15 protein-coding genes are annotated in these 19,626 nt (G+C 63.0%); 3 read left to right on the top strand and 12 right to left on the bottom strand.

All coding sequences use genetic code 11. The annotated features are described in order from the left end of the window. Positions 1-138: 138 nt before the first annotated feature. Complete coding sequence (locus KH208_RS11920; protein WP_291436568.1) at positions 139-1,773, bottom strand: outer membrane homotrimeric porin; 1,635 nt, start codon at positions 1,771-1,773, stop codon at positions 139-141. Positions 1,774-1,946: 173 nt separating this feature from the next. Next, positions 1,947-2,354, bottom strand: coding sequence for a squalene cyclase (locus KH208_RS11915; protein WP_291436566.1), 408 nt, complete (start codon positions 2,352-2,354; stop codon positions 1,947-1,949). A gap of 184 nt (positions 2,355-2,538) precedes the next feature. Here KH208_RS11915 and KH208_RS11910 point away from each other — a divergent pair, with 184 nt between their 5' ends. Further along, positions 2,539-3,480 (top strand): DMT family transporter, encoded by a 942-nt coding sequence (locus KH208_RS11910; protein WP_291436563.1) that lies wholly within the window; start codon positions 2,539-2,541, stop codon positions 3,478-3,480. A 58-nt stretch (positions 3,481-3,538) separates the two neighbouring features. Here KH208_RS11910 and KH208_RS11905 read toward each other — a convergent pair whose 3' ends face one another. From KH208_RS11905 to KH208_RS11890, 4 genes are all read right to left on the bottom strand, one after another. Then, positions 3,539-7,546: an AAA family ATPase gene (locus tag KH208_RS11905; protein ID WP_291436561.1), complete on the bottom strand. Its 4,008-nt coding sequence runs from the start codon at positions 7,544-7,546 to the stop codon at positions 3,539-3,541. After that, a complete protein-coding gene (locus KH208_RS11900) occupies positions 7,546-8,826 on the bottom strand; it encodes a DNA repair exonuclease (RefSeq protein WP_291436558.1) in 1,281 nt (426 codons plus the stop codon). The genes KH208_RS11905 and KH208_RS11900 overlap by 1 nt, the downstream gene beginning before the upstream one ends. A gap of 186 nt (positions 8,827-9,012) precedes the next feature. Further along, positions 9,013-9,603 carry a tetratricopeptide repeat protein gene (locus KH208_RS11895; protein WP_291436556.1) on the bottom strand — a complete coding sequence of 197 codons (591 nt, stop codon included), beginning with the start codon at positions 9,601-9,603 and terminating at the stop codon, positions 9,013-9,015. A 97-nt stretch (positions 9,604-9,700) separates the two neighbouring features. Then, entirely contained in the window at positions 9,701-10,723 is a 1,023-nt protein-coding gene (locus KH208_RS11890; RefSeq protein ID WP_291436554.1) for a glycosyltransferase, read from the bottom strand. Between the two features lie 166 nt (positions 10,724-10,889). Here KH208_RS11890 and KH208_RS11885 point away from each other — a divergent pair, with 166 nt between their 5' ends. Together KH208_RS11885 and KH208_RS11880 are read left to right on the top strand one after the other, a co-directional pair. Continuing rightward, positions 10,890-11,975 (top strand): glycosyltransferase family protein, encoded by a 1,086-nt coding sequence (locus KH208_RS11885; RefSeq protein ID WP_291436552.1) that lies wholly within the window; start codon positions 10,890-10,892, stop codon positions 11,973-11,975. 118 nt (positions 11,976-12,093) lie between these two features. Beyond that, positions 12,094-12,513 carry a pyridoxamine 5'-phosphate oxidase family protein gene (locus tag KH208_RS11880; protein ID WP_291436551.1) on the top strand — a complete coding sequence of 140 codons (420 nt, stop codon included), beginning with the start codon at positions 12,094-12,096 and terminating at the stop codon, positions 12,511-12,513. A 15-nt stretch (positions 12,514-12,528) separates the two neighbouring features. On the opposite strand, the gene KH208_RS11875 is transcribed toward KH208_RS11880, so the two are convergent. The 6 genes from KH208_RS11875 to der form a co-directional block, all read right to left on the bottom strand. After that, the gene (locus KH208_RS11875; protein ID WP_291436549.1) at positions 12,529-13,233 is read right to left on the bottom strand and encodes an ABC transporter ATP-binding protein; all 705 of its coding nucleotides are present in this window, start codon (positions 13,231-13,233) and stop codon (positions 12,529-12,531) included. Next, a complete protein-coding gene (locus KH208_RS11870) occupies positions 13,226-14,011 on the bottom strand; it encodes an ABC transporter ATP-binding protein (protein WP_291436546.1) in 786 nt (261 codons plus the stop codon). The genes KH208_RS11875 and KH208_RS11870 overlap by 8 nt, the downstream gene beginning before the upstream one ends. Further along, positions 14,008-15,228, bottom strand: a complete 1,221-nt coding sequence (locus KH208_RS11865) for a branched-chain amino acid ABC transporter permease (RefSeq protein WP_291436544.1) — start codon at positions 15,226-15,228, stop codon at positions 14,008-14,010. Before KH208_RS11865 ends, KH208_RS11870 begins: the two co-directional genes overlap by 4 nt. A 2-nt stretch (positions 15,229-15,230) precedes the next feature. Further along, on the bottom strand, positions 15,231-16,139 hold the full coding sequence (locus tag KH208_RS11860; protein WP_291436543.1) for a branched-chain amino acid ABC transporter permease LivH: 909 nt from the start codon (positions 16,137-16,139) through the stop codon (positions 15,231-15,233). 187 nt (positions 16,140-16,326) lie between these two features. Next, entirely contained in the window at positions 16,327-17,457 is a 1,131-nt protein-coding gene (locus tag KH208_RS11855; RefSeq protein WP_291436541.1) for a branched-chain amino acid ABC transporter substrate-binding protein, read from the bottom strand. Between the two features lie 433 nt (positions 17,458-17,890). Continuing rightward, complete coding sequence (der, locus tag KH208_RS11850) at positions 17,891-19,249, bottom strand: ribosome biogenesis GTPase Der (RefSeq protein ID WP_291436539.1); 1,359 nt, start codon at positions 19,247-19,249, stop codon at positions 17,891-17,893. Positions 19,250-19,626 lie beyond the last annotated feature (377 nt).

Raw genomic sequence — 19,626 nt, 5'->3', positions numbered from 1 at the left:
TTTTTCCGTGCGGCTGCGTTGCAAAAAAGAAATCGACCTCGCGGTATGTTCAATACGGCTTCGCCCGATTTCTCCTTTGCGCCTTGCCGCCCGAAAAAATGCAGCTTTTCGCGGACGGCGTTTTAATGAGGGCTGAGCCTAGAAGGTGTAGGCAAAGACGAGCTGGGCTTTCCAGGCGTCCTGTTTTTCAAAGGCGCCGTTGCCCGCGCCGCCGTAGTAGCCGTCCTTTTCCCAGGTGTCCTTGTCCATCATATTGACGATGTAGCCCAGTTCCAGGTTGGCTTCCAGGTTTTCGTAAATCTGCCAGGAGTTGACCAGGTTGAATTCGAGCAGGCCGTCGTTGGTGGTCAGGTACGGGCCGTCATTGGTGCCGTAGCCGTCGCTCCAGGAAGAGGCGCTGGCCATATATTTGACCATGGAGGGCGCGTTGGTGCCCCCCCAGTAGGCTACGCGGAAGGTATGCTTGAGATCTTCCACAAAGCTCATGTCTTTCAGTTGCAGGCCGATGCCCCAGGTACCGGCGTAGCCCAGATCGCGGTCGTACCACTCGTCGTTGGGAGCCCAGGCCAGATTGCCGTCGCCCATGAAGGAGGTGAAGTTGCCGGAGGCGGACACGGAGGGCATCCGCTCGGATCCGTTTTTCACATTGCCGTCGTCACCCGAAGCATACCAGCCGAAAATGCCGGGCGTGCCCCAGTCCATTTTGTATTCGATGAGGGCCTTGGCCAGCCAGCCCTGACGCTGGCTGTCACCGTGCAGCAGGTCGGTACCGCGTTTATAGACATCAAAGCGGCCCATGCCTTCCACATAGCCGTAATTCAGATCCAGCTCGAAGTTCCAGGGATCCAGGGCCGTGATGGCAATGGGCAGACCGGCCCAGAACATGGAACCGTAGGCTTTGCTGGTTTTGCCCAAGGTGCTGCCGTTGAAACCGGGATAGGCGCCGGTCAGAGTATAGGCGAGGTTGCCGTCGGCCGTGCCCCACGGATCGCCCACGTAGGTTTTGCCGTCGTTGCGCCAAGTTCCGTTTTCGTCAGCGCCGTCGTTGCCGTCCAGCGCATTCTTGCCCATCATGCCGTACATGGCCCAGGGCGTGAGTTCAATGCCGTCGAATTTCAGGGGCAGGCTGAGGGCAAAGAGGTCGATGTTGTCCAGGTAATTGGACTCACGGGTATTGCCGTTGCTGTCTTCCCAACCGCCGAAGTTGTCGTTGACCGGGCGCATCCAGAGAGCGGTGAGGCCCACGTTTTCATTGAACTGGTAGTTGGCCGCCACGGCCGCCGCATCGGCATCCATGACCGCCGAGCCGCCGGCCACATTGGGCAGGGTTATGGCCTGGAGGCCCATACGGAACTTCAGGTCGGTCTGGGGCACCACCCAGTCGATGTAGGCGTTTTTCAGCTTGATGACGTTGCTGCCGTCCGCGCCCAACGCGCCGCCTTCGTCGGCTTTGCCCCAGGTCTGGTCGCCGATTTCAAAGAAGACCGTGCCGGACAGGGCTTCGGAGGCCACGGCGTCCAATTGCAGGCGCAGACGCTGGCCCGCGGCGAAGTCGTCATTGCTGTTGGACTTGGTCTTCGGGCCGCCTTTGGTGTCTTGGGTGTGCTTGGTCAGATTGGAGTCGCCCACGCCAAAGCCCACCAGCCATTCGCCGCTGACCTTGAAGTCAATGGCCTTGGCGCTCCCCGTCGCGCCCAGGAACAGGCCGGCGGCCAGCAGGACCACCATGCACCGCTTCTTGAACCTTCCCGGATTTTTCCTTTCTTTGCTCATGCCTCTCTCCTCAGGGCTATGGTTTATGCCGCCCGCCTTCCGGTGCTTCCCTTGGCTGCCCGGAGCCGGCGGCGTTGTTGCGTTTCATGATAATAACACGATTTTTTAAAATGTAACAACGATTATTTCCCACAACCCGCCCTGGAAAAGCCCCAATCTTTCCAGGGCGGATATTACGCGGTCCGGGATTCGGAGTGCGCTTTCTTGTGCCCGCACCGGCAGTGCGCGCAGTTACCCCGGCAGACGTGCCCTTCAGGCTTCTTTTCCGGCACAAGCAGCACCTTGTTGCCGCTGATCGCCAGCGCAAAGCCGCTGTTGCCCTTGAAAACAATTTGTTGCGGAGCATATGATGCACGCAGAAAAGCAGTCTTGAGTATGGCTACTGCGGCAGGATTTGGCTGTTTAACTTCACGAACATCAATAAATATACGCTTGCATGATTGATAATATTGTTGCAGGAGGTTTATCAAAACATCGGCTTGCGGTGGATCAAAACGGGAAGTAAAACAGATATGAAGATTGTCATGGCTGAATCTGTGGCTGACATCCAGAGATTGCACGGCTGTGCAGGCAGAATCCATATTTTTTCTCCGCGTTGCGTTTTGGATGGCTGACTTTGGCATACGCCGGGATTGCTGTCAATAGAAATGAAATTCGTTTTCAAAAAATTCTTGCAAACACAGATGGCATTTGCGTGGAATTTGACGCAAAATGCGCCGATCCTTCTTACCTCGAGAGCAGAGCATGAACCGACGGCGACAAGCAGTGGGAAAATTTTACGGCCTTCTGGCCCTGACCGCCGCCATTTGGGGCATCCAGCCGCTGTTCATCAAACTGGCCGTGCGGGAAATAACGCCGGTAAGCCTGACCGTGGTACGCTTCGTGCTGATCAGCGCCACCATTTTTCTGATCATGCGCTGGCGGCACAGAACGCCTTTGCTGCCCCCACTGCCGGCGCTCTTCCCGCTTTTCTGCATGGGCGTGTGCGGCGTGGCCGTGAACAATGTGGCCCAGTTCACCGGCCTGCAGTATTCCACTGTGGGCAATGCTACCCTGATTGCCTCCACCACGCCGGCGGTCACGGCCCTGCTGGCCGTGTTTTTTTTGCGTGAGCGGCTTTTGCCCATCCAGTGGCTGGGCATCATTATTTCCCTTTTGGGCGTCCTGGTGCTCATCAGCAAGGGTTCGTTGGCGATCCTGCTGCGGATTTCCTTCAATTACGGCGACCTGCTTTTTTTCTTCGCCCAGTTGGGCTGGGCCGCGTATATGCTGATCGGCTTCCGGGTCATGCACCACCTTTCGGCACTGGGCACCACGGCCTGGGCCGGCGTGTTCGGGGCGCTGACCACCCTGGTCTACGGCCTGGTCACGGATGAACTGCACTACGCGCCGCTGTCCCCGGCGGGCATGGCCTATATGGCCTACATCATCTGGATGGGCGGAGTTTGCGCCATGGTTTTCTGGAACCTCGGCGTCAAGATGGTCGGGGCCAGCCTGGCCGCCGTTTTCCTGAACATCATGCCCCTGGTGGGCGTGGCTGCGGGTGTGATCGTGCTGAATGAGGATTTTTACTGGCAGGAATGCTTCGGCGCCGGGGGCATTTTGTCCGGCGTCTATCTGCTTACCCAGGCACGGCAGATCCTGCACCGCCGCAATGTCCGGCGCAGGGCCCACTACAGGGCGGCGAGGCAGCGCATGCGGGCATAAAAAGCGGGCCGGTCGCATATGCGACCGGCCCGTGTTTTGTTATTTTGGGGCTTGCGGCTTATCCCGCCGTGATGCCGCCGCTTTCCACCTTGAACAGGGGCGCGCCGGGCGCGGCGGCGCGCAGCACATCCACCATATGCGGCTGGCAGGTGAAGTAGAGCAGCTGATGAGCCGGGCTTTCCCTGCCGTCGGCCAGTTCCGCGAAGGCTCGCGCCGTACGCTCGGCCCGCTCCGGATCGAAGTTGACCAGCACCTCGTCCATGATCACGGGCAGGGGCGCGGCATGGGCCGCGTGATTTTTGATGTAGGCCAGGCGCAGGGCCAGATAGGCCTGTTCCTGCGTACCCCGGCTCAGGGCTTCCGGCGGCACCGGCTCCCCTTGGTCGGGCAGGATGCTCAGACTCGAATTTTCCAGCGAGGCGCTGATGCCCCGCCAGCGGCGGCCCGTGATGCGGGCGAAGATGTCCGAGGCCTGGCGGATGACCTCCGGCTGGCGCTCGCGCTCAAAAATGCGCTTGGCGTTGAGCAGGATTTCGCGGGCCAAGGCTCGGCGGCTCCAGGCCAGGGCCATGCGCTCCATGCTTTCCAGCAGCAGCGCTTCCTGCTGGCGCAGTTCCGCCAGATCGTCGGTCCGGGCCAAGGCCGTGACCTTGGCGCTCAGACCGGCCACGGCGGTGGCCAGATCCTGTTCCTCGTCCTGAATGCCGTTGAGCTCTTCCTGAATGGCGGCGCTGCGTTTTTCCTGGCTCTCCTGTTCCTCTTCCCGGAAGGAGGCCAGAAATTCCGGCAAGGGCAGGGTATCGGCGGCCAGACGCAGGGCGTCCTCCAGGTCCTGGCGGCGGCGGCCCAGATCCCGCTGCTCGTCGCGCAGGGCGGCCAGACGTAAAAAGTCCTCGGCGTCCCGCACCCCGGCCAGAGCCAGCAGATTGCGCTCATTGTTGCGGGCTTCGCCGAGGGCCGCCTCACCCGCGCGCACGTCGTCTTCTTCTTCGGCCAGCAGGCCGGAGAGGCGGGCGCGCTCGTCCTGGGCCTGGGCCATGCTCTCGGCCGCGGCCAGGGCGGCGTCCAGACTGGCCAGCCAGTCCGGAGCGGCGTCCGCATCCTGAAGCGGATCCCGCGACAGGGAGGCCAGCAGGGCGGCCAACGGTTCGCGCAGGGCCGCCAGTTCCGCCCGGCCTTGCGCCAGTTCGGTACGTGCGCGCTCCAGAGCCGACTCGGCGGCCAGGCAGTTTTCCATGTACTTGAAGGCTTCGCGCACGGTTTCCGGGTCCAGACCCTCGCCCAGGCCGAGCCCCTGCAAGCAGCGGCTCCAGGTTTCGCGGGCCGCTCCCAGGCGTTCTTCCACCGTACGCAAGTGTTCCGAGGCCTCGTTCTGGCGGTTCTGGGCTCGTTCCAGCTCGCTTTCATGATTCTGGAGGGCCGCCGTCGCCTTGATACGCTGTTCACGCGCGGCGTCGGCTTCGCGGCAGGATTCCAGCACCTGGCGCACGCATTCCACCAGAGCGGCGCTGTCCGCCTCTTCCGTCAGGCGTTCGGCAACAGCGGGCACGGCGCGCATGCGTTCTTCCAGAGCGCGAAGATCATCCTCCAGGGCGCGCAGTTCAGCTTCGGCGGCGGCCACGCCGCTAAAAGCCAGACGGGCGGATTCAGCCCTGGCGAAAAAAGCGGCCGCGCTTTCCGGCGAAGGCACATTGCTGACGCGCAGGGCCAGCATGAGTTCATGCCAGCGGCGGCGGGTCCGCTGGACCGCGCCTTCCATTTCGTGGGCCTTGCCCTGCAGAACGCCCACCTGAGTCTTGGCCAGGCCCATTTCGCGCTGCAGCGTTTCCATGTCCCGCCGGGAGCGTTCTTCATTGAAACACTGCTCGCGTTCGCGCTCCAGAAGCATTTCCGTGGCTTCCAGGGTAACGAGATCCATACTCTCCACGCCCGCCGCGGCGCAGAGCTGGCGGGCCTGCTCGCCCAGTTCGGCCACGTGCAGGGCGCTGGCTTCGCGTCGGCTCTGTAATTGCGCCATTTCCCGCTGATGGCGTTTGGCTTCGGGACCGCTGCGCGGCAGGCCCCCGGCCAGAAATCCCACGCCGCAGGCCAGTACCAGGTAGCCGGACCAGAGGCTGACGGGCAGGGCCAGCGCGTCCGTAAGCGGGAAGCTGGTCAGGCCCCAGCGCCAGTAAGCCAGCAGAATGCCCATGCCCGTGGCGATGAGCGCCGCGCCCACCACGATCAGCGGCAGGCTTTTGACCGGCGAGGGGGCCTGTTCGCTGTTGATTCTGTTGTCCAGCTCCTGGAGGCGTTCGCGCTCCGTAGCCATACCGGCCGACAGAGTCCGCAGAGAGCGCAGAGCCGCCGCGCGGGCGTCCAGGGCCTCACGGCTGGGGCCGCTGGCGTTGCGCTGGGCCTCGCGCAATTCCTCCATGCGGTTTTTGACCGCGTCCACCTGTTCTCCGGCCTGCTGTACGGCCTGGGTGGCTTCGCCCGCTTCGCGCAGGCGTTCCTGTACCTCGCCGGCCAATGCCAGGGCTTCCTCCTGACGGGCCAGCAGGCCGTCGAGAATCTCGCGCGGTCCGTTGTGACCGGAAGTTCCGCCGTTGCCGCCATTGCCGGATGTCCCGCTTGGGGCCGCGAGGCGCAGAGGGTCATAGGCCCGTGCAAATGTGGTGCGCGCGTTGTGCAGAGCGCGCTGGCGGCCCGGCAACTGGCGGCGGCCTTCCTCCAGCCGGGCCAGGGTCTGGCGCAGATCATCACGGGCCTCGTCGCCCAGGGCGGCCACGGGCGCGGGCAGCATGGCCAGAGCGCTCCGGGCCGCGGCCACGTCCCGCTCGGCGCTTTCCACGTCGCGGTTGGCCTTGGTCAGGGCGTCCACGGAGGCCTGATGGGCGGAATCCGCGGCGGCCATTTCGCGGGCCTGTTTTTCCAGATCCTCTCGGGCAAAGAGAGAGCGGTCCGTGCCCCGGATGCGCTCGCAGCTCCAGCCGGGTCCCAGACGGGTCAGCTCACGGTTCAGATCCGCCTCGGCCCGGCGGCAATTGTCTTCCTGGCCGGACAGCAGGCTCTGGGCCTGGCGGTAACCGCTCTTGCGCTCGGAGAGACGGCGCAGTTCGGGCAGGGCATCCAGCAGGGCCTGATCCACCTGCACGGCGTCGCGCCGCTCGCGCAGGCGGGCCAGTTTTTCCCGGTGCGCGGCCAACTGGCGTTCGCAGGTTTCGCGGGCCTGCTGGGCGCGGGCCAGGCGCGCCGGGCCGTCTTCGGGAAAGCTTTCGCTCACCGGGGCCAGGCGTTCCAGCCGGACACCGGCCATGCGCCATTCGTCCCATTGCCGCCAGACGCCCAGACGGCGCTCCAGCAGGCGGCGTTCCTCTTCCAGTTCGCTTTTATGGCGGCGCAGATCGGCCAGAGCTGTTTTTTTGCGCGAAAGCTCCAGGGCCAGGCCGTCGAAGCCCGCGCATTCCGCGGCCACGTCCTCGATTTTGCCGCGCAGTTCTTCCAGCTGGCGGATGGTCGCGTTCAACGCCGGTTTGCTGCCGCCGCTCTTGAAAATGTCCTCGGCCTGCCGCTCCAGGATTTTCAGCGCGTCGCCGGGCGCGCGCAGGCCGGGGCCGAAGCTCGCGCCGTACAGGGCGTTGCGCACGCCCTCGGCGCTCAGGCTTTCAAAGCTCTCCAGTTCGCTCAGGCTGAATCCGAAGACATTGCGGTAGACCTCGCGGCTGACGCCGAAGAGCAGTTGCCGCAACAGTTCCGGCGGCAGCATGCCGCCGTCCGCCTCACTCAGGGTCAGCATGCCGCCGCCCGAGCCCGGCCGCCGCGTCAGGTGCAGGGGTTCCCGCTCGTCCGCGCGCAGCACAAGGCTGCCTCCGGCCTGGCCGCCGCGCAGAGGCGCATAGCTGCGCTTGGCCTCGCGGCTGCGGGGATCGGGGTAGCCTGTGAGCATGGAGCGCAGGAATTCCAGGCAGGTGGATTTGCCCGCTTCATTGCGGCCCAGAAAAATGGACAGACCCGGCGACAGATTCTCCACCTGCACGCCGGAAAAGATGCCGAAGCCGTCGATGCGGAAGGATTCAATATACATCAGCGGACCTCCAGCAGATCCATGCAGAGGCGTTCGGCCTCCTGCAGCAGGGCCTGCATTTGCGTCTCGTCGGGCTGGGCCAGCACCTTGCGCAGACGGTTGTGCCCGAACAGCGGCTCCAGGGCCGGACCGGCCACTTTCTGCAGGGCTTCCCGGTTTTCGCGCATGCGTTCGGCCAGACGCATGGCTTCGCCCAGCAGGTCCTCGCGCTGCAGATATTCGGAGCGTTCCGTAAGGGAGCGGGTTTCCACCCGCAGGTCCTTGAGCCAGACTCCCGGCGTGCCCGAACTCAGATGGCGCAGTCGTTCGGCCAGATCCTCCTGATTGGCCGCGTCGCGCAGCAGGGCGTCCAGACTGGTGCGTCCGCTCATGGTTACGCGGGCCATAATGGCCTCGCAGCCGGGATCGGCGGCTTCCGCCGCGCTCTCCAGGCACTGGTTCAGGCGGCGCTCCACCTCGTCCAGATGGTCCACGCCGTCCAGGTCCAGGTCCAGCTTCTCCCACTGCACGAGCCCCAGACGCAGAAATGTGGAAGAGCAGGCGTAGGAACCACCCTTGGGAACGGCCGTGACCAGCAGGCAGCCGCGTGGGCCCGGCTCATTGACGTGCAGGCCCTGGGCATTGCCGGGATAGGCGATAAAGGGCGCTTCCGAGAGCAGGCGGCGCTCATGCACGTGGCCCAGTGCCCAGGCGTCCAGGCCTCCGGCTTTAAGATCGTCCAGTGAGCAGGGGGCATAGCGGTCGGCCTTGCTCTCGCCCTCCACCGTGCAGTGCAGCACGCCCAACTGGAAGCAGTCGTACCGAGCATCGCGTTCAAACAAGCGGGCCAGATTGCGGCCCTCCCTGGCACGGGCATGGCTGATGCCGTGAATAACGGCCAGCGGTCGGCCGTCTTTTTCCAGAGCATGTCGTTCCGGCTCCGGGCCGAAGACCGTGACGTTGTCCGGCCATTCCACGGCGTTGAGGCGCGAATCCAGCGGATCGTGATTGCCGTGGGCCAGAAATACGCGGATGCCCAGTCTGTTCAGGCGCTCGCAGCCGTCGCGCAACTTGAGTTGAGCTTTGACGCTGTGATTTTCCTGATTGTAGATATCGCCGGCCAGCACCAGAAAATCGGGCTTTTCAGCCTCGCAGAAGCGGAAAAGGCGCTCCAGGGCCGTGAAGGTGGCTTCATGCAGCAGGCGCGCCAGATGCCCGCCTTGGGCGGTCTCGCGCGAAAGGCCCTGAAAGGGCGTGTCCAGATGCAGATCGGCCGCGTGGATGTAGCGGATGGCGTCCATGCGCAAAGCCTCGCTTGCGGATGATGAAAAGGTCGTATGAGGGCGTAAGAGCGATGAAAAATCTAGACTTTTTCAAGCGTTATGACAAGCGCGACAGCCATCTATCCGGAATTTTTCCGGAATTTTTCAACCGCGGAAAATACTTCGCTGTAACAGCGGGAAAAGGAAGGGAGGTGGGGGGACGGACTATCTGCCGGCCTGGGCCCGCAGACGCAGGCATTCCTCGGCCAGCTGGAGTAATTCCGCGTCTTCGGGACGTTCCTTGAGGCCTTTGCGCACATGGCCCAAGGCGCGGACGTATTCGCCCGCTTCCAGCATGGCTCTGGCCATCATGGAAAAGACGGAAAATTCATTTTTATAGTATTTAAGGGCCTCGGCAAAGCTGGCGTCGGCTTCGGAGGCCTTGCCCTGGCTCAAGAGCAGCTTGCCCTCCTTGATGCAGCGGTCCAGATTGAGCTTGCGCTGGAGGGTGGTTTCGTAATCCTCCTGATTTTCCTGGCCCCGCAGCTCCTTGTACAGTTTGATGAAAAAGATGAGCAGCTCGCGTTCCTTGCCCGGCTGATAGTTCAGGGGCTGGCCGCATTCTTTTTTATACTGTGGGTCCGAAGTCAGCACGGTCAGGGCGTTGCGGAAATCGCCGCGCAAGTCCGTGGGCGCGGTTTGGCCGCCCAATTCCTTGAAGGCGGCAATGGTCAGGTACACGGCGCGCGGGAAGTCGCGGCGCTGACAACTGGCCTTGACGCGGCCCAGATCTTCGCGGATTTTACGTGCGTTCATGACGGATTTTTGGAATGACCTCTTTCATAAGTATGCCGGATTCTCCCGCCAAGGGCAAGCGCCGGAGCCGCCGCTCGGGACAGTCGCGGCCCCGTGCTCAATGCGTGCCGCCGGAGCGACCGGCCTGACCGTGCCGCGCCAGACCGGCTTTGAGAGCCTGCGTCGTGGCCGGGTCCGGCCGGAAGGACATGAGATGTTCCTTGAAGCCGCGGTTCACGGCGGCCAGATGCGGGGCCAGGTCCCGCCGGAATTCCCGGTATTCCCCGCGCTCGGCCACGCTGACCCGACAGCCGTCGGCGATATCGATAATTTCATAGCGGCGCATGGGCTTCAGCGAGCGCACCCCCGAGGCATAGAGGATTTTGTTCAGAAAGAGTTTGCCCGGCAGCAGGTTGTCCGTGACCACCAGCTCCCGATGCAGCCGCCGCTTGTCGATGCCCCTGGCGGCGTACGTGGCCTGCGCGTCCTCTTCGGGCAGGTTTTCGAAATAATCCGGGCCGTGGTAGTAATACTGCGGAAAGCCCGCGCAGCTCATGCGCAGGCCGTAATCGCCGTCTTCGCCGCCGTAAAGGCCGTATTCCTCGTTCCAGAAGCCCAGTTCGTCCGAAACCGCTTTGGGAATCAGCACTGCCTGCCCCGGCAGATTGCCGGGACACACGCCCAAGGGGCCTTCCGGCGTGGCTGTTGCGCCGGGATGGCGGCGCAGCATGTCCAGATTGAAGGCTCCGCCCAGATTGGATTGCGGCCTGCCGTGCCGCCAAAGGGCCAGCAGGCCGGGCAGCCAGCGCGTCCGGCGCATGGCCGTGTCATTGTCCAGCTTCATGTAGATGGGCGCGGGCACCAGTTCCCAGCCCACATTGGCGGCGCAGGCCACACCCATGTTGCGGGGCAGGAGGAAAAGGTGGTCGATGACGCCGCGCTCCCGGAACTCCAGAAGCATGCCGACCAGGGCCGGATCGCTGCCGTTGTCCACCACGGTGATGTCAAAGGGCACTTCCTGCGAGGTCCGGCGCAGGGCAAGGAGTGTCTCCCGCGTGGCGCCGGGGCGGTTGAATACCGGGATGGTCACGTTGCAGACCGGCGCGATGTCGGACGGATGGCTCTGAAAGTCCCGCTCCATTATTGCTCCTTTGCGGACGCGCGCTGTGCGCGCCGTTCAAGCCTGTTGCCGGAAATGGTAGAAAGAAGGCCCGCAGGCGTCAAGGGCGCACGCCCGCGCGAAGCGCATTGACTGGATTGTGGCGCGTTGGTAGGCTTGCGCGCGAAATCCGACAGAAAGGAGCACCATGGCGCGCGTACTTTACGGCATTCACGGCACCGGGCATGGGCACGCCATGCGGGGCCTGACCATTGCCCGTCGGCTTTCCGGCCATGAATTTCTCTTTGTGGCCGACGATGACGCCCCGAAAATCCTGGAGCCGGAATTTCCTGTCCGGCGCCTGCCCAATCTGGGCACGGTGTTCAAGAACTACAAGGTGGATCTGGGGGCCACCGTCACCCGTGCCGTGCCTCTGCTTTGGCACCGGCGACGTTATATCGACCGGGTGCTCCGGCTCATGGACGAGTTCAAGCCCGACGTCTGCATGACCGACCTGGAGTATTTCGTGCCGCGCGCCGCCGAAGAGGCGGGCCTGCCCTGCCTGACGCTGGACCATCAGCACATCATCACCTGCTGCCGCCACAATCTGCCGCCGGATATGTGGTGGGACAGTTTCGTGCAGGGCCTGACTCCGCGTTATCTGTTCCGGCCCACGGCGGAGAATCTGATCATTTCCTTTTATGCGCCGCCGGTGCTCCCGCGCTACAAGGCGCGCGTGGCTCCGCCCATTCTGCGCGACAGCGTGCTGGCTCTCCATCCCCGCGACGAAGGGCATGTGCTGGTCTATCAGAGCAATTCCACCCACCGGAAACTGGTGGACTTTCTGCGCGCGGCCACGGACAAAACCTGTTATGTCTATGGTTATGACCGTACGGAAGGCCGCGAGGGCAATGTGGTTTTCATGCGCAAGAGCGAAGAGGGCTTTTTGCGGTTGCTGGAGGGCTGCTCCTATGTGATCCAGGGCGGCGGGCACACCCTGATGAGCGAGGCCCTGTACCTGGGCAAACCCATCCTGACCCTGCCGCTCAAGGCCATGGTGGAACAGCGCTTCAACGCCCTCTATGTGGAGCGGCTGAACTACGGCATGCAGGCGGACATGCTCAGCCTGGAGCCGGAATTGCTGCGGCGCTTCGAAACCCGGCTGCCGGAGTTCAAGGCGGCCATCGCGGCGGGAAATTTCTGCGGCAACGAGCTGGTTTTCGGACTGGTGGATCACTTCATCCGCCACGGCAGCCTGACGTTGCGGGGCGCTCCGGTCGTGCTGGAGGGGTAGAGCAAAGTAACTTTGAGTATCAAGTTTCAATTGACCTGCGCCAGGGTTGCCCGGCCTTTTGCCGCTGGGCGGAGTTGCAGCGCCTTGTCCGATGGTTAACCCTGTCTGGGAGGTGAACGTGAAAAATCCCGAGCAGACCTTGGGGAAATTTATCGACAGGCAAAGCACCGCTTTCATCGGCTCCCTGGATGCCGACGGCTTTCCCAATATCAAGGCCATGCTGGCCCCGCGTCAACGGGAAGGCCTGCGGATATTCCACTTCACCACCAATGCCTCGTCCCTGCGCGTGCGGCAATACCGCCATAATCCGCAGGCCTGCGTCTATTTCTGCGACCGGCGTTTTTTCCGTGGCGTGATGTTTCGTGGCGTAATGAAGGTACTGGAGGATCTGGAGAGTAAATCCATGATCTGGCGCGAGGGCGACACGCTCTATTATCCCCTGGGCCTGCTTGATCCGGATTATTGCGTGCTGCGTTTCACCGCCGCGTCCGGACGCTTCTACAGCAAGTTCAGATCCGAGGATTTTACGCTGGAGTAAACGTCGCCGGACGGATTATACGCCGAGATAGGCGCTGCGTACCTCATCGCTTTGCAGCAGATTGGCGGCCGTGTCTTCCATGACGACGCGGCCGTTTTCCATCACATAGCCGCGGTGAGCGACGCGCAGGGCCTGATTGGCGTTCTGTTCCACCAGAAAGACCGTGGTGCCGTCCGCATTGACTTTGCGGATGATGGCAAAAATCTGCTGGATGATGATGGGCGCGAGACCCAGGGAGGGTTCGTCCAGCAGAAGCAGCTTGGGCCGGGCCATGAGCGCGCGGCTGATAGCCAGCATCTGCTGCTCGCCGCCGGACAGGGTGCCTCCGGCCTGGCGACGGCGTTCGGCCAGAATGGGGAAGAGGCTGAACACGTAGTCCATATCCTCTTTGACGCCCTGGCTGTCCCGGCGCAGAAACGCGCCGAGATCCAGGTTTTCGCGCACGCTGAGGTCCGGGAAGATCAGGCGGCCTTCCGGCACCTGGGAAATGCCCATGGAGACGATTTCATGCGGCGGCAGTTCGTGGATGGGCGTGCCGTTCCAGAGGATTTCTCCCTGGCGCGGCCTGTTGATGCCGCAGACGGTCATCAGGGTCGTGGATTTGCCCGCGCCGTTGGCGCCGATCAGGGTGACGATCTCGCCGTCGTTCACGCGCAGGGAAACGTCGCGCAGGGCCTGAATGTTGCCGTAATAGGTGTCCACGTTGCGGAGCTCAAGCATCGCTTTCTCCCAGATAGGCCTTGATCACGCGCGGGTTGGCGCGCACTTCCCCGGGCTTGCCCGAGGCGATGCAGGAGCCGTATTCCATGACGTAGATGCGGTCTGAAAGAGACATGACCATATTCATGTCGTGCTCGATGAGCAAAATGGAAAGGTTGCGTGCGTCGCGGATGCCGCGCACCAGGATTTCCAGTTCGTGGGTCTCCTGGGGGTTCATGCCCGCGGCCGGTTCGTCCAAGAGCAGCATGCGCGGTTCGGTCGCCAGGGCGCGGGCGATCTCCAGGCGGCGTTGCGCGCCGTAAGCCAGGTTGCGGGCCCGCTCATTCCAGAGATCCTGCAAATGCAGGCTTTCCAGCAGGGCATAGCTGATGTCGATGCTTTCCTGCTCTTCGCGGCGGGTTCGCCCGTCGCGCGCCAGCGCGCCCCAGATGCCCGCGCGGGTACGGCAGTGGCGGCCCACCATGACGTTTTCCAGCACGGTCATGTCGCTGAACAGGCGGATGTTCTGAAACGTGCGGGCCATGCCCATGGCTGTGATCTTGTGCGGTTTTTTGCCGTTGAGCAGATGTTTTTCGCCGTCGGCGTCATAGAGATACATCTTGCCTTCGGTAGGCGTGTAGATGCCGGTGACGCAGTTGAAAAACGTGGTTTTGCCCGCGCCGTTGGGGCCGATCAGGGCCACGATCTCATTGGCGTCCACATGCAGGTCCAGATCGCTCAAGGCGCGCAGCCCGCCGAAATCCTGTGAAAGACCCGAAACTTCCAGAACCGGCGTCATGCCCGGCCTCCGTTGTGGGCCCCGTGCAGGGCGCTGATTCTGTAGCGGCGGCGCTCGCCGCTGATCAGGCCCTGGGGCCGGAAAATCATCATGATCACCATGATCGCGCCGAAAATCAGCATGCGGTATTCGGAAAAAGCGCGCAGGTATTCCGGGGCCAGAATCAGGATCATGGCCGCGATGGCCACGCCCGCGATGGAACCCATGCCGCCCAGCACCACCATGGAGAGGATCATGGCCGACTCCATGAAGGTAAAACTGGAGGGATTGATGTAGGTGGTCTTGGCCGCGAAGATCACGCCCGCGAATCCGGCCCAGCAGGAGCCCAGAGCAAAGGCCGAGAGCTTGACCCGGGTGATGTCGATGCCCATTGCCTCACCGGCGATCTCGTCCTCGCGCAGGGCCTGCAGGGCCAGGCCCACCCGCGAGTTTTTGAGCCGCGAGATCACGATGATGGTAATGACCACCGCCGCCAGCACCAGATAATAAACATAGGTGGTGGAAGCGTTGATGTCCATTTCCACGCCGAAAAAGCCGGGCCGGGGAATCTCGCTGATGCCGCGCGGGCCGCCGGTGAGGCTGGTCCAGTTCTGGAGGCCCAGGCGTACGATTTCGCCGAAGCCCAGCGTGACGATGGCCAGGTAGTCGCCGCGCAGGCGCAGCACGGGAAAGCCCAAGGCCAGGCCGAAAAGCACGGCCAGCACGCCGCCCACGGGCAGACAGGCCCAGAAGCCCCAGCCGAAGAACTGGTAGAGCAGGCCATAGGCATACGCGCCCACAGCGTAAAAAGCCACATAGCCCAGTACCAGCTGGCCCGCCAGGCCCACCACGATGTTCAGGCCCAAGGCCAGCATGACGTAGAGCAGGGCCGAGATCATGATATTGGTCTGATAAAAGGAACTGACCAGCGGCATGGTGAGCATGAACAGGGCCAGGACAACCAGCCCGCCCGCCTTGAGCCGGGGGCGTCCGGCCAGGAGATGCAGGCCCGCGCCGAGGCCTTCGGGCAAAGCCACCAGGGGCAGGCCCTTGGCCTTGCGCGAGAAACACCAGTCCCAGATGACGGCCAGGACGAAAACGCCAGCGCCCAACCAGATAATGCGGTCGAAACGCCAAGTCACGCTGTTCTCCAGCGTATTGAGCTTGATGCCCATGACCGGCAGGGTCAGCGCCATGAACCAGATTGCCGTGAGCACGGCCTTGAATACGCGCCGCATGGCTACACCTTCTGTACCTTGGCTTTGCCCAGAATGCCGTCGGGGCGGAAAATCAGAATCAGGATCAGTATGCCGAAGGCCAGAATATCCTCATAGTTGCCGGAGAAATAGCCGGTGGTGAAGCTCTCGGCCAGGCCCAGCACAAGGCCGCCCACCATGGCCCCGGGGATGGAGCCGATGCCGCCGAGCACCGCCGCGGTGAAGGCCTTGAGTCCGGCGAGGAAGCCGATGCCGAAGTTGACCTGGCCCATGTGCGAGGCGATCAGCACGCCGCCCAGCGCGGCCAGCCCTGAACCGATGATGAAGGTCAGGGAAATGATCCAGTCGGCGTTGATGCCCAGCAGCAGGGCCATCTTGCGGTTCTGGGCCGTGGCCCGCATGGCTTTGCCCATGCGCGTGAAGCGGATGAAGAGCGACAGGGCCACCATGGCCAGGGTGCTGACCAGCAGAATCAGAAAGTCGCTGGGGCCCATGACGTAGTTGACGTATTCCAAAAATTCCATTTCCGGCAACAGGCGGGGAAAGGGCACAAAATCGGAGGTCTGGGCCAGCAGCACATAGTTCTGCAGGAAAATGGACATGCCGATGGCCGAAATCAGCGGGGAAAGGCGCGGCGCGCCGCGCAGGGGCTTGTAGGCCACTTTTTCCAGGGTGAAGCCGTAGGCCGCGCACCAGATCACGGCGGCCAGCGCGGCCACGACCAGGATGCCCGCGGCCGGGAAGCCGTAGACGCCCAGGACACCGGCCACCAGCAGGGCCGTAAACGCGCCGAGCATATAGATTTCACCGTGGGCGAAGTTGATGAGCTCGATGATGCCGTATACCAGAGTATAGCCCAGAGCAATCAGCGCGTAGATGCTGCCCCTGGTCAGCCCGCCGAAAAAGAGCTCTATGAAAAATTGGATGTCCATGCTTTCCCGCGCGCGGGCATGGGCCCGCCAGATTACCGGCCTGCCGGCTGCCTGGTGAATGCTGATGCGCGCGCGGGCGATGCCCCGCGCGCAAGCGCCGCGCGCGGCGGACGCCAGAGCAGACCTGAGGCTGCCGCGCCGCCGCGGGGCGGAAAAGGGGGCGCGGCGTCCCGCGCCCCCGCCAGTGCTACTGAAGTGTGAGGCTGTGGTCCAGCTCCACGAACTTGCCGTTTTTGACCTGATAGATGGAGAGCGCCATGCCGGCGGCGTCGCCCTTTTCGTTGAAGCTGATCTTGCCCAGCGGGGTGTCAACCGGGTTGGTGCGCAAGACTTCCTTGATTTTGGCGGTGTCCGTGCCGCCCGCCTTTTCAATGGCGGCCAGCAGGCACTGGGCGGCGGCATAGGCGTTGTAGTAACCGAAGCCGGGTTCGCTGCCGTAGGCCTTGACGTGGGCCTCACGCGCCTTCTTGTATTCGGGCAGGGTGCTGGTGTCCTTGGGGTAGGAGGCGTACACGCCTTCGCTGTCCTTGCCGGTCATTTTAAGGAAGGTTTCGTCCTTCACGCCGTCGGGGCCGATGAACGGGGTCGTCAGGCGGTCGCGGCGCATCTGCTGGATCAGCTTGGAAGCCACGGGCTGGTAGCCGCCGAAAACCACGATGTCGGGCTTGGCGCGGCGCAGCTTGCGCACCACGGCGGAGAAGTCCACGGCGTCAGGGGTGACGGCTTCAAAAAGCACGGTTTCCGCGCCGCCCTTTTCCATAAACACGCGGTTGTTGTCGGCAAAGCCCTTGCCGTAGTCGCCGTTGTCGTGCAGATAGGCGACTTTTTTAGCTTTCAGCTTGTTGAGCATGAAATCGCTGGTCAAGCGGGCCTGGGCGTTGTCGTTGGCCACGGTGCGGAAGAAGAGCGGATGTTTGCCGTCTTCGGTCAGGCCGGGCGTGGTGGCCGTGGGGGACACGGCGATAAGATCGGCGTCCTGGAACAGGGGCAGGGCGGCCTTGGTGGGGCCGGAGCAGATAGGGCCGATGACCACGGCGACTTTTTCGGAAATCAGCTTGGTGGCCGCGTTGGTCGCCATTTCAGGCTTGCACTGGTCGTCCTGGGAGACCACTTCCACCTTCCCGCCGAGCACGCCGCCCTTGGCGTTGGCGTCGTCAATGACGAGCTTGGCGGCGTTCAGGCTGGGGACGCCGTAGGAGGCCAGATCGCCGGAATGAGCGCCCTGGACGCCGATTTTGATGGGGTCCGCAGCCAGCGCGGGCGCGGTCATCGCCACGCAGAAAGCCATCGCCGCAAGCAAGGTCATGCCTCTTTTCATCTGCCCCTCCTCCGGAAAAAATGTGCGTGCGGAGCGCGCTCCGCGTAAGAGCGTTGACAAGGTCAACGCGACCAAAAACCAGAAGCAGGTCACGGCTTTGCCGTGTCGTCAAGCGACTGATTTTTGTGCCTTTCCGCCCGGCAAGTTTTCCTGAAAACGAGCCGATGGCGGCGCAAACACCGCATAAGCGGGGTTTGTCATCAGTCTGCATATAGATAAGGCCTTTCTATTGCATTATTGCGCGGATTCTGTCAATGCGCTTCGCGCCCGCAAGCGGCTGTTTTCGCCGCTTTGCGGAAAATGCCCGGTCCGGCTCCGCATTCCCGCGCGGCCGGGCCGCTCATATCAGGCCGCGCTTCATTCCGCCGCCGTCAGACAGTACGCTCACCTGTGCCGGGGTCCGGCCTCGGTGCATTCCGCGAAAGCGTAGCATTCAGCTCTTTTTCTTGTGGCTGGAGCGCAGGTGGATGCGCATGGGCGCGTGGCTGATGCCGAAGAGCTTGCGCAAAGCGCGTTCCAGGTAACGGGTATAGCTTTCGGGCACGCGCCCGGCGTCGCTGACGAAAAAGACGAAGGTCGGCGGGGCGGTTTCGGCCTGGGTAAGATAGAAGAACTTGGCCCGCACCCGTTTGACCACCGGCGGCTGATGCCGGGTAAGCACCTCTTCCATGGCCCGGTTGAGCCGGCCCGTGGGGATGCGCACCTGGCATTCCTCATGAATCTTCCGGGCCAGGGGCAGGATTTTTTTAAGACCTGTGCCGGTCCGGGCCGAAACCGCCAGGATGGGCACATGTCCGCAAAAGGCCAGGGTTTCGGTCACGTTTTTTTTGAGTGCGGCCAGGGCGGCGGGCGGTATCAGGTCACATTTGTTGATCAGAACCATGAAGGGAGTCTTGCGTGTGTCCAGCATGTCCATGAGCCGTTTGTCCTGCTGGCTGACGCCTTCGGTGGCGTCCAGGGTGAGCAGGGTCACGTCGGCCTTGGTACTGGACTTGATGGCCGCGTTGACCGAATATTTTTCCACGCTGTCTGTAATTCTGGTACGGCGGCGCACCCCGGCGGTGTCCACGAAGACGTAGTCCCGCCCGTCACGGCTGAAGCGTACGTCCACACTGTCGCGGGTGGTGCCGGCCACGTCGGAGACGATCATCCGTTCTTCCCCGGCCAGAGCATTGATCAGGGAGGATTTGCCCGCGTTGGGCCGTCCCAGCATGGCCAGGCGCAGGGCCGGAGGGGCCGGGGGCTCGACAGCGCCTTCGGGCAGCAGGGCGGCCAGATCCTCGCACAGGGCGTTGATGTTGTAGCCGTGCTCGGCGGAGACGGGCAGCAGGGGAAAGCCCAGGCTGTGGAACTCGGCCATCTGCTCGTCCTCGCGCTCCTCGCCGTCCACCTTGTTGACCACGCAGAGCGTGGGCAGGCCCATGCGCCGGATATGCGCGGCCAAGTGTTCGTCCAGGGGCAGAAGGCCGTCACGCCCGTCCACCACAAAAGCCACGGCGGCGGCCCCGGCCAGGGCGGCCTCGGCCTGGGTCAGGATGTCCCGCTCAAAGCCGCGGATGCCCTCGGGGCCTTCGGCCACGGCGGCGTGCGCGTCCAGGGTGATGCCGCCGGTATCCACAATGCCGAAGGAGGGCAGGCCCTTGCGGCGCACCACGCCTTCCATGCGGTCTCGCGTGACGCCGGGCCTGTCATGGGTGATGGCCCGGTTGCTGCGGATCAGACGGTTGAACAGGGTGGATTTGCCCACATTGGGGCGACCCACCAGGACGATGTAGGGAAGAGAATCGGGCACGGCGTTACCTTGTTCCGGCGGCTGGCTGAGAGCCGCCTGTCTTTTAGGGCCTGTTGACACTATGCCTTTTTGCCCGCTCGCTACGTCAGATTTCACCTGCTTTTTCGGTCGAGTACCAAAAGAGTACCCTCCCTCAAAACAGGCTTATCTTCCTTGCGGGCGAACAAAAATTCTATAGTGTCAACAGGCCCTAGAGCAGATTACCTTTGAGAATTGACACTCTCAACGTTGACGCTGCCCTCGGCCAGCGGCGGGAACGCGGTCCCGCCTTGATTCAGGCGCGGGCGTCCGCTTTCGCGGCCGCCGGGGCAAAGTAACTTCTTAACATTACTTTGCTCTAGTGTCGCGTCAAGCGACACATGTCGCAAATCCGCAAG

The sequence above is a fragment of the Desulfovibrio sp. genome (assembly GCF_018379785.1).
In the GTDB taxonomy this organism is placed as follows: domain Bacteria; phylum Desulfobacterota; class Desulfovibrionia; order Desulfovibrionales; family Desulfovibrionaceae; genus Desulfovibrio.
This window is presented reverse-complemented; position numbering and strand designations above follow the sequence as displayed.